Here is a 15,236-nt window from a genome sequence, read left to right as displayed (position 1 = left end):
CGGCTGGAGCGCGGCGCGGGGAGTGTGCCTTTGCAGCGTCGCGGCGGCAAGAGCGAGCTTCGGCTTCTTCCCGGCTTGCGGGAAGAGGTCAAACGAGGCGATGATGGACGCTCGCGCCGAACGAAAACCAACAAACATCAGGGGATGAAATGGCGACCAACAAGAAGAAACTGCTGATCGTGGAGACCATGTCGCCGGGCGGCTGGGCCCTGTTCCGAGAGCGCAGCGACATCGAGGCCATCGAGTTTCCCAACACGATTTCCGCGCCGGATTTCAACGAAATGCTGCGGCAGCATGCGCCGGTGAATGGCGTGGCGCTCGGCGGCACCGGTTTCGGCGCCAACGAGATCGCGTCTTCCGGGGAGATGATGGTGGTGGCGCGGATCGGCGTCGGCTACGACGCGGTGGACGTGAAAGCCCTGAGCGGCAAGAAAATTCCCCTGATGACCACCGGCATCGCAAACTCACCGTCGGTCGCCGAATGCGCGCTGTTCATGATGCTGTGGCTGGCGAAGCGTTCCACCGAACTCGACCACATCGTCAAGAGCGGCAACTGGACCAAGCGCCTCGGCGCGATCCCGTATGACCTGCTCGGCAAGACCGCGCTGGTGGTCGGCTTCGGCCGCATCGGGACGCGGACGGTCAAACGGCTGGTGGCGATGGAGATGAACGTCCTGGTCTACGACCCGTTCAAGTCCGCGGCCGAAGTCGAGGCGGCTGGCGCGGAATATGTGACCGATCTCGACACGGCGCTGCCGCGCGCCGATTTTGTCTCGATCCACTGTCCGAAATCGCCGGAAACCGTCAATATGTTCGGCGCGGCGCAGTTGCAGTGGATGAAGCCGACGGCCTATCTCATCAACACTGCGCGCGGCGGCATCGTGGATGAGGACGCGCTTCATGCGGCGCTCACCTCGGGCAAGATCGCAGGCGCAGGCATTGACGTGTTCGCGCAGGAGCCGCCGCGACCGGATCATCCGCTGTTCAAGCTCGACAACGTCATCACCGCGCCGCATCTGGCGGGCGTGACCCGCGAGGCGCTCGATCGCATGGGCCTGCAAACCGCGAAGAACATTCTCAGCGCGCTCGACGGCAAACCGATCCGCGAGAATGTCATCAATCAGGATGTGCTGAGCTAGGGAATTGATCGCTTCCAGCGGTTCATCGGTTTCCGGGTGGCTTGATATTCCGTGGTTCGTCATTGCGAGTTGCGCTAGCGACGAAGCAATCCATTCTTCTTACGGTGGATTGCTTCGCTTCGCTCGCAATGACGGAAAGGGATGAGCCTATGCCGCTGCAAAACCGCGTGTCGCCGTTCGGCGAGATCGTTGCGACCGCGCATCGCGGCCGCTTCACCGGCAATCGCGGCATCATTCACGATCCGGCGACGAAGACGCTACTGAACCGGCGCTGGTCGTCAAAGGCATGGATCACCTGCGTCTGCGAATTTCGCGGACGCCGGCGCAAGGTGATGGACGGGAGAAGCTGGACCGAGCTGTTCTTCCTCGATGAGGCGACCTCGTTCGCCGCGGGGCATAGGCCTTGCTTCTATTGCCGCCGGGATGATGCGACGGCGTTTCGCGACGCGTGGGCCAAGGGCAATGGCCGCGCAAAGCCATATGCGACCGACATGGACGCCGTGCTTCATGGCGAGCGGCTCGATGGCCGCGAGAAGCGGCTGCACCCGCTGTACACCGCAGCGCTCCAGTTGCCGAATGGAGTAATGGTGACCAGAGGCGGCGAGAGTTATCTGATCGCAAACGGTGAAGCGTGGCACTGGTCGTTCGCGGGTTACAGCCGCGCATCGACAAGTCTCGCCGATGCAAGGCTCGTAACGCCACCGTCGATCGTCAATGCATTGCGCGAAGGCTATCCGGTGCAGATCGGGCTTTAGGCCGGTTTCGCAATCCGGTCCATGCGGCCCGCAACGGCGCGGACCTTGCCGGGCGAAGCAAGCCAGATCGAGGCGGCGGACAGTGCGCTGACCGCTATGCCGATGATGAAGGCCAGCGTGTAGTCTCCGTAGATGTCGTGCAGGATTCCGGTCACCCATGGGCCTGCGGCGCCGCCGGCCAGTGCGGTGAAACCGATGGTGCCGAAGATCGTGCCAAAGTGTTTGCCCTGGAAGATTTCGGCCACTACCGCGCCCATGATCGAGGTGAAGCCGTAGCCGAGGAAACCCTGCACAACGACCATGATGTAAACCAGCAGCAGTGTCGGTGTGAATTGCAACGCAATCAGCGCCGCGAAACAGATCGCGAATCCCAGTGAGGAAATCGTCCAGATCCATTCGCGGCCGATGCGGTCGGAGAGATAGCCGAGCGCGATCTGTCCCGGAATGCCGATCAGGCTGACCATGCCCAGCGCCCATGCCGCCGAGCTCGACGTGAATCCGATTTCGACGAGATACTTGGTCTGATGCACCTGCACGGCGTACCAGACATAGAGGCCGCAGAAGTAACCGAGCGAGATCCACCAGAACCGCGCGGTACGAACGGCGAGACCGAGCGTCCAGTCGGTCGCTGCCCATGCCGGATCGACGATATTCGAGGGCGGTACGACGGTCGTGGCGGTCGGCGCTGCATCTCCATCCGGCAGCAGTCCGATGTCTTCCGGACGCTTGCGCAGCAGCAGGTTGAGCGGAATCAGCGCAACGAGCACGAGAATGCCCATCGCCCAGCTCGCGGCACGCCAGCCGCTTCTGTCGATCAGAAACTGCACCCACGGCAGAATGATAATAGAGCCGATGCCGACGCCGGCGAAGGCGAGGCCGACCGCGAGCCCGCGGCGTCTGACGAACCAGTTCGGCAGGAACAGCGACTGGCCTGAATAGCCCAGACAAATGCTGCCTGCGCCGACAAGACAGCCGATGGTGACGTAAAGATGCCAAGGCTGTGTCGTCAGCGGCGCGAGCAGGAGGCCAGCGCCCATCAACAGAATGCCGAGCTCCATCACCGTGCGCGGGCCGGAGCGGTCCATCAGCTTGCCCATCAGCGGGCTGAGCAGCGCCGAGACCAGAAAGCCGACGGAGAATGCACCTGCGGTGACGCCGCGATCCCAGCCGAACTCATCGACGATCGGCGAGAAGAACAGCGAGAACGAGGTGCGGGCATTCACGCCGATGCCCATGGTGATGAAGGTTACGGCGACAATGATCCAGCCGTAATAGAAGGGCAGGCGGCGCATGCGGGACTTCCGGGCAACAGGCGAGTGAGTGGCATTGAAGTATGGGCGGAGAACGGCAGCGCGTCATGACGCGCTGCAACGCAATCCGCAGGTGCATCATGCATGGCTGACGGCAGTGCTTAAATTACCTTTGAGGTAAGTGGAGAAAGCTTTTCAGCCTTCGCCGTCAGCCAGCTCCACCGCCCACAACGCAAACGCGTAAACAATCGCGATCTCGTCCAGCCGGTTGAAGCGGCCGGACGCGCCGCCGTGACCTGCGCCCATGTTGGTGCGCAACAGCACTGGCCCGCCGCCCGTCATCACGGGGCGGAGCCGTGCGATCCATTTCGCCGGCTCCCAGTAAGTGACGCGCGGGTCGGCGAGGCCGCCCATCGCCAGAATCGCGGGGTACTCTTTCGCCGCGACGTTGTCATACGGCGAGTACGACAGGATGGTCTTGAAATCGGCCGCACTTTCGATCGGGTTGCCCCACTCCGGCCATTCCGGCGGCGTCAACGGCAGGGTGTCGTCGAGCATGGTGTTCAGCACATCGACGAACGGCACCTCGGCGACAATGCCCGCGAACAACTCGCCCGAGCGGTTCGCGACCGCGCCCATCAGCATGCCGCCGGCGCTGCCGCCGTGGCCGACGATCTTTTTCGCCGAGGTGTATTTCGCGTCGATCAGCGCGCGGGCTGCGGCAGCGAAATCGTCGAAGGTGTTGGTCTTCTTTTCCCGCTTGCCGTCGAGATACCAACCCCAGCCCTTGTCCGAGCCGCCGCGGATATGCGCGATGGCATAGACGAAGCCGCGATCGACCAGCGACAGCCGGTTGGCGGAGAACGATGCCGGCATCGAACTGCCGTAGGAGCCGTAGCCGTACAGCAGCAGCGGCGCGCTGCCGTCGCGCTTGAGATCCTTGCGATGGACGATGGATACCGGAACCTGCGCGCCGTCATGGGAGGTCGCCATGATGCGGGTGGTGACGTAGTCGGCAGGGTTGTGGCCGGAGGGAATTTCCTGGCGCTTGCGCAGGGTGCGCGCGCGGCTGGCCATATCGTAGTCGAACACTTCCGACGGCGTGGTCATCGACGAATAGGAAAACCGGATCTGCGTGGTGTCGAACTCGTAGCCGCCGATGGTGCCGAGCGAATAGGCCGCCTCGTCGAAGGCGATGGCATGTTCCTGCAAGGTCGCAAGATCCCGGATGACGATGGAGGGCAGCGCATTGGTTCGCTCCATCCGCACCAGATGGCCGGAATAAAGTTCGATGTCGATGATGTAGGTGCCGGGCCGATGCGGGATCAGGTCGCGCCAGTTCTTGCGCGCGGGCGATGCCAGCGGCGCGGTGACAATCTTGAAGTCGATGGCCTCGTCCGCATTGGTCAGGATGAAAAGCTGATCGCCGCGGTCGGCAATCGAATACTGCACGCCTTCTTCGCGCTTCGCGATCAGGCGCGGCGGGGCCTCGGGTGCGCTCAGATCGATCAGGCGCTGTTCGGACGTTTCATGATCGCCACCCGCGATCACGCAAAAGCGTCCGCTGGCGCTTTCATGAATATGCGTGAACCAGCCGGAGTCCTGTTCCTCGTAGACCAGCGCGTCATCCGACTGCGCGGTGCCGAGAATGTGGCGATAGACCTGCATCGGACGGTGGTTGTCGTCCAGCTTCACGTAAAAGAATGATTTCGAATCTGCCGCCCAGACGATGCCGCCATCGGTCTCCTCGAGAATATCGGCAGAATCCTTGCCGCTCTCCCAGTCGCGCACGCGAATGGTGAAATATTCCGAGCCGCGAACGTCCGCGCTCCACGCCTCCAGCCTGTGATCGGGTGAGTGACGCGCGCCGCCGAACCGGAAGTACTCGGTCTGCTTCGCCAGTTTATCGCCGTCGATGATGAAACGGGCCTCGCCGCTGCCGTCGCGCGCTGTTCGTCCGATCTGCTCGTGCTGGCCGCCCTCATTATACTTCTGGAAATAGGCGAACGGTCCGTCCGGCGAGGGGACGCTGGAATCGTCTTCCTTGATGCGGCCGCGCATTTCCGCGACCAGCTTCTTCTGCAACGGCTCGGTGTGGCCCAGCACCGTATCGGCATAAGCGTTTTCGGCTTCGAGATAGGCGCGGATGTCCGGCTTGAGCACCGACGGATCGCGCAGGACTTCCTGCCAGTTGTCGTCCTTCAGCCACGCATAGTCGTCGGTCACGGTGACGCCGTGATGCGTGAGGCTGTGGGGGCGGCGCGGCGCGACGGGAGGAGTGGCAACTTTTGAAGTCATGCGGTGCGGGCTTTCAATCGACGGAAAATTCCGGGTCGTCACCGCGAAAGCGGGGACCCATACTCCCTGTCGCGAGACATTACGTGGGATGTATGACGTACCTTACTGTCAGGCTAGGGCATATCTCCCGCTTTCGCGGGGGCTAGCCGCCGACCTTCGGCTCCGTCGCAACGCCAGCGAGCGAGAGAACCGTATGCAGCAGCACGTTTGCGCCTGCGGTGCAGTCGGCCTGCGTCGCATCCTCCAGTTCGTTGTGGCTGACACCGTCCTTGCAGGGCACGAAGATCATCGCTGCCGGAACCACGGCTGCGAGGTTGCAGGCGTCATGTCCCGCGCCGGACGTGATGCGGCGGTGGCTGTAGCCCATTTCTTTGGTCGCGGTTTCGACAGCATCGACCAGTTTTGTGTCGAACACCGTCGGCTCCTTGCGCCAGATCTGCTCGATCGTGATCTTGACGTTGCGGCGTGCGATGATTTCTGCGACCGCGCGTTGCAGCGCGTCGTGCAACTTGTCCAGCGTGGCCGACTCTGAACTCCGAATATCCACGGTGAAGGTGAGGTCGCCGGGAATGACATTGCGCGAGGGATTGTCGATCCTGATTTCGCCGACGGTGCCGACCGCATTCGGCCCGTGATCGCGCGCGATCCTTTCCACCGCAAGCACGACTTCGGAGAACGCTGCCAGCGCATCCTTGCGCAGCGGCATCGGGGTGGTCCCTGCGTGGCTGGCGAAACCCGCGATCGTGCCGTCATACCACATGATGCCCTGGCCGCGATCGACCACGCCGATGGTCTTGTTCTCGGCCTCGAGCAACGGGCCCTGTTCGATGTGCAGTTCGACGAACGCGCTGAACTTCTGCTGTCCGACTGCGTCCGTACCGCGATAGCCGATGGTGTCGAGCGCTTGCGCAACGGTAATGCCATCGGCGTCCTTGCGGCCCAGGATGTCGTCGGTGGTGTAGTCGCCGGCGTAAGCCGCGGACGCCATCATCGCCGGCGCGTAGCGCGAGCCTTCTTCGTTGGTCCAGTTGCACACGCAGACGGGATACTCGGTTTCGATGCCAGCGTCGTTCATGGCGCGGACGACTTCGAGCGCGGCGAGGGTGCCGAGAATACCGTCGTACTTGCCACCGGTCGGCTGGGTGTCGAGATGGGAGCCGATGCCGATCGGCGGCTTCGACATGTCGCGGCCGGGCCGGATCGCGAACATGGTGCCCAGCGCATCGACGCTCACCTCGCAGCCCGCGGCTTCGCAGGCGGTGCGGAACCAGTCGCGCACCTGCTTGTCCTCGGGCCCGAGCGTCAGCCGCTTGACGCCGCCCTTCGGCGTTGCGCCGAATTTCGCGGTTTCGTGAATGTCGCCCCAGAGGCGCGCGGAATCGATCTGAAGATTGGATCTGGCTTTTGTCATGATGGATCGATACCGCAGGTTGGCGCCGGAAACATCTCCGGAAAAGGAGGGTCAGGTGTGCCGATGGACGTGCTTTTTGCGCGCGCCCGAAGGCTTGGCCCCGGCTTCGGTCGGGATCATCACCACGCGGCCGTAGCGCACGCCGCGCTCCGCGATGACGTGGTCCGCCAGATGCTGCACGTCCGCCGTCCGGCCCTTCAGCGCGGTGATCTCCATGCAGTTGTCGTTGTCGAGATGCACATGGAGCGTCGCCAGCGACAGGTCGTGGTGGTCGTGAAAATTGTTGACAAGGCGGCTGGAAAGATCGCGCGCCGCGTGGTCGTAGACATAAACCAGCGCGGCGACGCAATCGCCACCGCTTTTTCCGGCATCCTGCGCCGCCTGCTGCATGCCGGCGCGGGCGAAATCCCGGATCGCCTCCGAGCGGTTCTGGTAGCCGTGCTCCTCGATCATGCGATCCAGTTCGGCCATGAGATCGTCGTCGAGGGTGATGGTCACGCGCTGCATTGAGAGGGCTCCGTTCCGGCCGCGGCTGATGGTTCCCTGAGCATAACCGATCCATCCGGACTGTTGGGCTGATGATGCGCTCAAAACCGGCAGATTTCCCGATGGGCAGGGCTTGTTCATTCACAACTTGCCGTTTCGCAGGGCGAACGCAAGGCTGCCGTGAGACAGGATATTTTGGGACCTAATGACGCATCTGCCGGATGCGTCGCAATAACTGCGTCCCGCACGCGTCTCCTTGCTTTTCTTTCGCGCCGATTTCGGGGATCATCGCCGCATAAACAAAACAACACGGGCTCGGACATCGTCATGAGCCGCCAAGGGGAGGGACGTTCAATGGCTTATCGAGCCGGATTCAAAACCGTTTTCGCTGCGGCCGCGCTGGCTGCGTTGTCCAGTGTCGCAGGGGCTCAGGATTATCCGACCAAACCGATCACGCTGATCGTGCCGTGGCCCGCAGGCGGTTCGACCGATATCTCGATGCGCGCGATTGCTGAAAGCGCGTCGAAGGTTCTCGGCCAGCCGATCGTCGTGGACAACAAGGCGGGCGGCGGCGGCACCGTCGGGCCGGCAACCATGGCGGCGACGGCGAAGCCCGACGGCTACACGATTTCGCAGATACCGATCACGGTGTTTCGTCTGCCGCTGATGCAGGACGTGTCGTGGAACGCGGACAAGGACTTCACCTACATCGTTCATCTGACCGGCTACACTTTCGGCGTGACCACCAACGCAGAGTCGCAGTTCAAGACCTGGAAGGATGTGGTCGATTTCGCCAAGGCCAATCCCGGCAAGGTGACCTACGCAACGCCGGGCGCGGGAACCTCGCTGCACATCGGCATGGAGCAGATCGCGGGCAAAGCCGGCATCAAGCTGACACAGGTGCCGTTCAAGGGCGGTGCGGAAACTAACGCTGCCGTGCTTGGAAACCACACCATGCTTCAAGCGGATTCGACCGGCTGGCGTCCGCTGGTCGATGCCGGCAAGCTGCGCCTGCTGATGGTCTGGACCTCGAAGCGCTCGCCGAACTTCCCCGACGTGCCGACCCTCAACGAACTCGGCTATTCGATGGTGTATGACTCGCCGTTTGGCATCGCCGGCCCGAAAGGCATGGACCCCAAGATCGTTGCCAAACTTCACGACGCCTTCAAGAAGGCGATCGATGACCCGGCAGTGATCGCGACGCTGGCGAAGTTCGACATGGTGGCGAACTACAAGAACACCGAGGACTACAAGAAATTCGTCGCCGAGGTCACCGAGTCCGAACGCAAGGTGATCGATACGCTGGGGCTGGCGAAGAAAACCAACTGACGCCTGCGCACAGTGCGTGAAGGGCTCGCGCGTCGCGAGCCCTGACCTGAGGGGAGGGGCGCGATGGCGGTTGAGAAGAGTTCGAAAAGCCTGCTGGGCAATTCCGAACTGTGGAGCGGGCTCGTTGGCCTCGCGCTTGGCGTGTTCGTGATATGGGCGGGGCAGAAGCTCAAGATCGGAAGCATCAACGATCCGGGTTCGGGTTTTGTGCTGTTCTACACGGGCATCCTGATGTGCCTGTTCGCCGGCACGATCGTTGTCGCGGCGATCACGGAAGGCGGTCCGAGCGTCGCATCGCTGTGGGCCGGAACGCGATGGACCAAGCCGCTGGTCGTCATTGTGTGCCTCGCTGCGTTTTCCTTCCTGCTTCAGCCGCTCGGCTTTCTGCTGGCAACGATCCCGCTGCTGCTCTTGCTGCTGCGGGTGATCGATCCGGTACGCTGGACGCTGGCGATCCCGCTCGCGGTGCTGGCGCCGCTCTGCGTGTGGTGGGTGTTGAAACACGCGCTGCTCATCCAGTTGCCTGCGGGCATGTTCAACATCGGCTGATCGGGCAGGCTCATGGATGTTCTCGTCAACGTCTCGCATGGTCTCGGCGTCGCGCTTCAGCCGGTCAACCTGCTGTACTGTTTCATCGGCGTATTCATCGGCACACTGGTCGGCGTCCTGCCGGGCATCGGCCCGATCTCGGCGATGTCGCTGCTGCTGCCGGTGACGCTGTCCGGCACGCCGGAGTCGGGCATTATCATGATGGCGGGCATCTATTACGGCTCGATGTATGGCGGCTCGACCACGTCGATCCTTGTCAACATTCCGGGCGAGGCGGCATCGGTGGTGACATGTCTCGACGGTCACCAGATGGCGAAGCAGGGGCGAGCCGGCCCGGCGCTCGGCATCTCCGCGCTCGGTTCGTTCATCGCAGGCACCTTCGCGCTGATCGCGCTGATGCTGATTGCGCCGTCGCTCGCAAGCGTCGCGGTTGCGTTCGGACCGGCTGAATACTTCAGCCTGATGGTGCTCGGCCTCGTGGTACTGACCTTCCTGACCCAGGGCTCGATGGCGAAGGCGCTGCTGATGGCGTGCATCGGGGTCGTACTCGGGTTGATCGGCCTCGACAGCATCACGGCGCAGCCGCGGCTGACGTTCGGCCGCCTCGAGCTGATCGACGGCATTGGTCTCGTGCCGGTGGTCATGGGTTTATTCGGTGTCGCCGAAGTCCTCATCAATATTGAGCAGGTGATCAAGCGCGATGTGATCGAAGCCAGGATCACACAGCTTCTGCCCAACAAGGACGACTGGAAGGCGAGCGCCGGCCCTGTCGGCCGCGGCACGCTGCTCGGATTCTTTCTCGGCATTTTGCCGGGCGGCGGCGCGGTCGTCGCATCCTTTGCGTCCTATGCGCTGGAGAAGCGGCTGTCCAAGACGCCGGAGCGTTTCGGCAAGGGCGCCATCGAAGGTGTGGCAGGACCGGAAGCGGCCAACAACGCCGCCGCCGGCGGCGCGTTCATTCCGCTGATGACGCTCGGCATTCCGCCGAATGTGGTGATGGCGCTCTTGTTGGGCGCATTTGTCATCCACGGCCTTCAGCCGGGACCGCTGATGATCACGCAGAACCCCGGCCTGTTCTGGGGCATCATCGCCAGCATGTATATCGGCAACATCATGCTGCTGATCCTGAACCTGCCGCTGATCGGCATGTGGGTGCAGTTGCTGAAGCTGCCTTACAACGTGCTGTTCCCACTGATCCTGCTGTTCACCATCGTCGGCGTCTATTGCAGCAGCAATAACGTCTTCGATGTCTACGTCATGGTCGGGTTCGGCGTGATCGGCTACCTGATGCGCAAGTTCGGATACGAGCCCGCGCCGTTGGTGCTTGCCTTCGTGCTGGGACCGCTGATGGAAAACAATCTGCGCAAGTCGCTGATCCTGTCGCAGGGCGACCTGATGACTTTTGTGCAGCGCCCGATCTCGGCGATCTGTCTTGTGATCGCGGCGATCCTGCTGATCGGGCCGCTGCTGCCGGCGCTCAGAAAGAAGCGCGAACTGGTCGCGCTGGACGAGGGAGCCTGAACGGAGACATCAGCGAACGGAACTTTTGCCACGTTCTGGCGTCATCATGGTTGCGGTACCGGGGGCGGTTTCCAGCCATGATTGAAGCGAATGATGTTCGATCCTGAGAAAGTTCGGCAGAGCGATTTGCGGGGCGGTACGTCGCCCTGGGGCCAGAGACTCATGCAGCCCGGCCGGCCCTCGGTCGATCGGGATTTCCGCTGCGAGGTTCTGGTGGTCGGCGCGGGTGTTACAGGCTCGCTGGCAGCTGAGCATCTCGCGGCCGAGGGGCACGAGGTTTGCGTCATCGACCGGCAGCGTCCCGGTCTCGGCAGCACCATCGCGAGCACCGCGATGCTGTTATGGGAGATCGACCGCTCGCTGAGCGATCTCACGGCGATGTACGGATTTGAGCGCGCGGCCAACATCTATCGCCGCAGCTTCCGCGCGGTCAGCGGATTGGCCGAACTGGTAAATGCGCACAGGCTGGCATGCGGCATGCGCCACAAGCGCTCGCTCTATCTGGCAGCGGGCAAGATCGGTGCGCGCGAACTCAAGGCCGAGCATGAACTTCGGATGCGGGCCGGGCTACCCGGCGACTATCTCGATCACCTGACGCTGTTGGAGGAATTCGGTCTCTACAGGGAGGCGGCGATCCATTCGATCGGCTCCGCGGATGCTGATCCCTTGTTGTTGTGTCAGGCGCTGCTGGCCGCAGCCGCAACGGAAGGCGTCAGGATATTCGACGCAAGCGCGGAAAATTACGACAACAGCGGGCAGGCGGTCGTCGTCGGACTCGACAACGGTCATGTGATCGAAGCGAAACAGGTCGTTCTCGCGACCGGTTATGTGATGCCGGATTTCATCAGCTCCAGCCTTCACAAGATTTCATCGAGCTGGGCCATTGCGACGCCGCCGCAGCCGGCCGACGGCTTGTGGCGCGACGGCGCGCTGATCTGGGAGGCATCGGAGAACTACAGCTATGCACGCACAACAAACGACAACCGGATCATCATCGGCGGCGAGGACGACGATCAGGCGATCGAACCCGAGGCGCGCGACCGTCTGATGCCTGCTAAGGCTGATGCTCTCCTGCACAGACTCAATGGGCTGTGGTCGCATGCCGAGCCTGTCGCAGAGTTTGTGTGGTCCGGCGCGTTCGGAACGACGACCGACGGTCTGCCGCTGATCGGGCGCGTGCCCGGTCATCCGCGTATTCACGCGGCCTACGGCTACGGCGGCAACGGCATCACCTACAGCTATCTTGCCTCGCGCATGATCGCGGCGTCGATTGCCGGCAATCACCAGCCATGGTTCGATGATTTCGCTATCGACCGCGATGCGCCGAAAATCGCAGCCTAGCGCAACGAAAAACCCCGGCACGAGGCCGGGGTCCATCGAAGCAGTTCAGGGTGGGCCTAGCCGCCCTTGCCCTTTTCCTTGAAGTACTTCAACGCGCCGGGATGGAACGGCACCGGTGAGCGATCCTGCACCTGGTTGTCGAGCGAGAAACTCTCGGCTTCTTTGTGGACGGCGACGATATCCGCCTTCTTCTCCACCAGCGTCTTGACGATGTTATAGGCCTCGTCATTGCTCATCTTGTCGCCGGTGACGATGATGTTCCAGACCTCGGCCATCTTGTTGTCGACGTCGTAACCCGGATACGATCCGGCCTTGATGACGCCCGCGCTGTAGAGCTTGCCGTACTTGGCGTTCATCTTGTCGACGACATCGGCGTGGTCGATCAGCCTGAGCTTGACGCCGGGTGTGGCGGCGAGGTCGGTAACCGATGCGGTCGGGATGCCGCCGACCCAGAAGAATGCGTCGATCTTGCCGTCCTTGATGGCGTTGACGGATTCGGCGACGCCGAGGCGTTCGCGCTTCATGTCCTTGTCCTTGTCGAGACCGGCGGCCTCGATCACGCGGAAGGCCATCACCTCGGTGGCGCCGCCGGGCGAACCGGTGGAGACGCGCTTGCCCTTGAGATCGGCCATGGTCTTGATGCCGGTGCTCTCGACCGTCACGACATGCATGCGGTTCGGATACACCACGAGCAGCGCTTGCAGCGGAATCTTTCCGCTCTTGAATTTGTCTTCGCCCTTGTAGGCGTCGAGCGCAGCGTCGGCCATGGTAAAGCCGAGTTCGTTCTTTCCGGTGCCGATCAGTTTCAGGTTGTCGACCGATCCACCGGTGACCTCGGCGGTGGCCTGCACGTTCGGCAGGTTCTTCGACAGAACGTTCGCGATAGCGCCGCCGAGCGGATAGTATACGCCACCGGTGCCGCCCGTTCCGATCGCCATTGTCTTTTGTTGCGCGTGGGCCGTTATCAGTCCGGCGGACAGCGCGAGGGCCAGCACCGCGGCCATTTTCGTCGTTTTCTTCATTCTCGATCATCCTCCCATTTGAGTTTTCAGGCCGGTCGTTGAACCGCCGGCCCTTTTGCCTGCCATAACAATACCCCCAATCCGATCAGGACGCCGGGTACATAAGTATAAGAAATATCGCGACCAATCGCCGCTTCGATGACGGCCTCGATCAGGCTCGGAAAGACCAGCAGAAGCCCGGACAGCACCAGCAACCCACGTTCGATCAGCGTGGTGTGGTGAAGGACCCAGCCCTGTGCCGCCGCCGCCAGCGCCATCAGGCCGAGCGTGGTCTTGAGGGTGATTTCAAAGATATCGACCCATGAGCCGCCCTTCGGGATGTTGAGCAGCAGGCCGACGCCCTGCGGATCGAGCACGAACACGAACGGCACCAGGAATGCCGGCAGCGTGTACTTCCAGGATTGCAGCGTGGTCTTGTAGGGATCGCCGCCGGTGATGGCGGCTGCCGCGAACGGTGAGAGCGCGGTCGGCGGCGAGACTTCCGACAGCACGGCGTAATAGAAGATGAACATGTGCGCGGCGTAGTCCGGCACGCCGAGCTTGATCAGGGCAGGGGCCGCGATCACTGCGCAGATGATGTAGGACGCGGTGACGGGGACGGCGAGGCCGATGATCCAGACGATCAGCGACGTGTAGATCGCTGTCAGCAGCAGGCTGCCGCCGGCGTAGGCGATCACGATGGACGAGAACTTCAGGCCGAGACCGGTGAGCGTCACGATGCCGACCACGATGCCCGCACATGCGCAGGTGGTCGCGGCGTTCAGTGCGCCGATCGAGCCGTCGGCCAGCGCGCGTTTCAGCTTTGGCGGCATCAGAGCGGTGTCCTTGCGCAGAAAGCTGAGCAGGAACGTGGTGATGATCGCATAGAACACCGACAGAGCCGGCGAATAGCCGATCACCATGAAGACGACGACGGCGACGAGCGAGATGAAGTGGAAGCCATAGCGCCTAGTCATCGCGCCGAGCGACATTTCCGGTGTGAAGTTGACGTCGCGCGCGCCGAAGCGCTTGGCGTCGAGTTCGACCATGATCAGCAGCGACAGGTAATAAAGACAGGTGGGGATGGTGGCCATCCAGATCACGTCGAGATAACTGATCTTGAGAAACTCGGCGATCAGGAATGCGGCGGCGCCAAGCACCGGCGGCGACAGGATGGCGCCAAGGCCGCCCGCGGCGAGCAGGCCGCCGGCGGCGTTTTTCTCGAAGCCGGCTTTCTTCATCATCGGATATGCAACGGTGCCAATCATCACGGTGGTGGCGACGCCGGATCCCGACGGCCCGCCGAGCAGGAACGACGACAGCACCACGGTGCGCCCGGCGCTGTTCGGCTTGCCGCCCATCATCGCCAGCGAGAAATCGATGAAGAATTTTCCGGCGCCCGATTGCTGGAGAAACGCTCCGAAGATGGTGAACAGGATGATCAGCGTCGCCGACACGTCGACTGCGACGCCAAAGATGCCTTCGAGCGTGATGAAGAGATGTCCGACAAGCCGTGACAGGTCGTAAGGACGATGGGTCCAGGGGGCAGGGAAGTACGGGCCGAGCATCGCGTAGGCGATGAACAGGATGGCAACCACCGGCATGATCGCGCCGGTGGTGCGGCGGGTTGCTTCAAGCACGAGGACGATGAAAATCACGCCGACGATAACGTCCCAGCGGTCCGGCGTGGTGGCGCGGTCGGTGAAATCGTCACCGCCCCACAGCGCATAGACGATGGTCGCGACGGCAAGGATGCCAGGGATCACATCCCACCAGCGCACCCGGTTGCGAAAGCGCGCGGCCAGTGGAAACAGCAGGAAGCTCAGCACCAGCGTGAAGGCGACGTGGGTGTAACGGAGTTCCTGCGTCGGGACGATCGCGTAGGCTGCGTAGAGATGAAACAGACTCATCGCGATGGCGATGCAGGTGACAGCCTGACCGGCCAGCCCGCCTAGTCTGTTGGTCGCGCCTTCATCGGCCTCGATGAATTCCTCAGCCTTGCGCAAAGCCTCGTCGGAAATGACCGTCGGGTCATTGCCCGGCGGTGTATTTACCGTCGTCATGCTGCCTCCCCCTGGCCCTGATTGTTCCGGGCCTTAGCGGCCTTCCCGCCGGGGCGGGGGCCATTCGTTGTGTCCATTGAGGCGGGTTTGCCC

General features: G+C 62.5%; 12 protein-coding genes. 6 read left to right on the top strand and 6 right to left on the bottom strand.

The genetic code is table 11. The annotated features are described in order from the left end of the window. Positions 1-149 precede the first annotated feature (149 nt). The gene (locus AC1Q67_RS21285) at positions 150-1,139 is read left to right on the top strand and encodes a hydroxyacid dehydrogenase (protein WP_492237440.1); all 990 of its coding nucleotides are present in this window, start codon (positions 150-152) and stop codon (positions 1,137-1,139) included. Between the two features lie 149 nt (positions 1,140-1,288). After that, positions 1,289-1,894, top strand: a complete 606-nt coding sequence (locus AC1Q67_RS21280; RefSeq protein WP_492237441.1) for a hypothetical protein — start codon at positions 1,289-1,291, stop codon at positions 1,892-1,894. On the opposite strand, the gene AC1Q67_RS21275 is transcribed toward AC1Q67_RS21280, so the two are convergent. From AC1Q67_RS21275 to nikR, 4 genes are all read right to left on the bottom strand, one after another. Beyond that, the gene (locus tag AC1Q67_RS21275; RefSeq protein ID WP_492237442.1) at positions 1,891-3,186 is read right to left on the bottom strand and encodes an MFS transporter; all 1,296 of its coding nucleotides are present in this window, start codon (positions 3,184-3,186) and stop codon (positions 1,891-1,893) included. The genes AC1Q67_RS21280 and AC1Q67_RS21275 overlap by 4 nt on opposite strands. A gap of 153 nt (positions 3,187-3,339) precedes the next feature. Further along, a complete protein-coding gene (locus tag AC1Q67_RS21270) occupies positions 3,340-5,442 on the bottom strand; it encodes a S9 family peptidase (RefSeq protein WP_492237443.1) in 2,103 nt (700 codons plus the stop codon). A gap of 142 nt (positions 5,443-5,584) precedes the next feature. Further along, positions 5,585-6,853 carry a Zn-dependent hydrolase gene (locus AC1Q67_RS21265; protein WP_492237444.1) on the bottom strand — a complete coding sequence of 423 codons (1,269 nt, stop codon included), beginning with the start codon at positions 6,851-6,853 and terminating at the stop codon, positions 5,585-5,587. A gap of 51 nt (positions 6,854-6,904) precedes the next feature. Continuing rightward, positions 6,905-7,360, bottom strand: a complete 456-nt coding sequence (nikR, locus tag AC1Q67_RS21260; protein ID WP_425993593.1) for a nickel-responsive transcriptional regulator NikR — start codon at positions 7,358-7,360, stop codon at positions 6,905-6,907. 333 nt (positions 7,361-7,693) lie between these two features. Between nikR and AC1Q67_RS21255 the strand changes: the two genes are divergently transcribed. The 4 genes from AC1Q67_RS21255 to AC1Q67_RS21240 all read left to right on the top strand — a co-directional run bounded on the left by AC1Q67_RS21255 (position 7,694) and on the right by AC1Q67_RS21240 (position 12,079). Then, positions 7,694-8,668: a tripartite tricarboxylate transporter substrate binding protein gene (locus AC1Q67_RS21255; protein ID WP_492237445.1), complete on the top strand. Its 975-nt coding sequence runs from the start codon at positions 7,694-7,696 to the stop codon at positions 8,666-8,668. Positions 8,669-8,731: 63 nt separating this feature from the next. Continuing rightward, positions 8,732-9,217, top strand: coding sequence for a tripartite tricarboxylate transporter TctB family protein (locus AC1Q67_RS21250; protein WP_492237446.1), 486 nt, complete (start codon positions 8,732-8,734; stop codon positions 9,215-9,217). A gap of 12 nt (positions 9,218-9,229) precedes the next feature. Then, positions 9,230-10,738 (top strand): tripartite tricarboxylate transporter permease, encoded by a 1,509-nt coding sequence (locus tag AC1Q67_RS21245; RefSeq protein WP_492237447.1) that lies wholly within the window; start codon positions 9,230-9,232, stop codon positions 10,736-10,738. A gap of 93 nt (positions 10,739-10,831) precedes the next feature. Continuing rightward, a complete protein-coding gene (locus AC1Q67_RS21240) occupies positions 10,832-12,079 on the top strand; it encodes an NAD(P)/FAD-dependent oxidoreductase (RefSeq protein ID WP_492237491.1) in 1,248 nt (415 codons plus the stop codon). A 56-nt stretch (positions 12,080-12,135) separates the two neighbouring features. On the opposite strand, the gene AC1Q67_RS21235 is transcribed toward AC1Q67_RS21240, so the two are convergent. Both AC1Q67_RS21235 and AC1Q67_RS21230 read right to left on the bottom strand, forming a co-directional pair. Further along, complete coding sequence (locus AC1Q67_RS21235) at positions 12,136-13,101, bottom strand: TAXI family TRAP transporter solute-binding subunit (protein WP_024573823.1); 966 nt, start codon at positions 13,099-13,101, stop codon at positions 12,136-12,138. Between the two features lie 26 nt (positions 13,102-13,127). Continuing rightward, entirely contained in the window at positions 13,128-15,143 is a 2,016-nt protein-coding gene (locus AC1Q67_RS21230; protein ID WP_492237448.1) for a TRAP transporter permease, read from the bottom strand. Positions 15,144-15,236: the final 93 nt, after the last annotated feature.

The sequence above is a fragment of the Afipia sp. GW823-FHT06G09 genome (assembly GCF_058794875.1).
This window is presented reverse-complemented; position numbering and strand designations above follow the sequence as displayed.

Excerpts from the sequence above, each read along its gene's own strand:
- AC1Q67_RS21265 (WP_492237444.1), bottom strand. The coding sequence starts at position 6,853 with ATGACAAAAGCCAGATCCAATCTTCAGATCGATTCCGCGCGCCTCTGG.
- AC1Q67_RS21275 (WP_492237442.1), bottom strand. The coding sequence starts at position 3,186 with ATGCGCCGCCTGCCCTTCTATTACGGCTGGATCATTGTCGCCGTAACC.
- AC1Q67_RS21245 (WP_492237447.1), top strand. The coding sequence starts at position 9,230 with ATGGATGTTCTCGTCAACGTCTCGCATGGTCTCGGCGTCGCGCTTCAG.
- nikR (WP_425993593.1), bottom strand. The coding sequence starts at position 7,360 with ATGCAGCGCGTGACCATCACCCTCGACGACGATCTCATGGCCGAACTG.
- AC1Q67_RS21255 (WP_492237445.1), top strand. The coding sequence starts at position 7,694 with ATGGCTTATCGAGCCGGATTCAAAACCGTTTTCGCTGCGGCCGCGCTG.
- AC1Q67_RS21230 (WP_492237448.1), bottom strand. The coding sequence starts at position 15,143 with ATGACGACGGTAAATACACCGCCGGGCAATGACCCGACGGTCATTTCC.
- AC1Q67_RS21235 (WP_024573823.1), bottom strand. The coding sequence starts at position 13,101 with ATGAAGAAAACGACGAAAATGGCCGCGGTGCTGGCCCTCGCGCTGTCC.
- AC1Q67_RS21240 (WP_492237491.1), top strand. The coding sequence starts at position 10,832 with ATGTTCGATCCTGAGAAAGTTCGGCAGAGCGATTTGCGGGGCGGTACG.
- AC1Q67_RS21285 (WP_492237440.1), top strand. The coding sequence starts at position 150 with ATGGCGACCAACAAGAAGAAACTGCTGATCGTGGAGACCATGTCGCCG.
- AC1Q67_RS21270 (WP_492237443.1), bottom strand. The coding sequence starts at position 5,442 with ATGACTTCAAAAGTTGCCACTCCTCCCGTCGCGCCGCGCCGCCCCCAC.
- AC1Q67_RS21250 (WP_492237446.1), top strand. The coding sequence starts at position 8,732 with ATGGCGGTTGAGAAGAGTTCGAAAAGCCTGCTGGGCAATTCCGAACTG.
- AC1Q67_RS21280 (WP_492237441.1), top strand. The coding sequence starts at position 1,289 with ATGCCGCTGCAAAACCGCGTGTCGCCGTTCGGCGAGATCGTTGCGACC.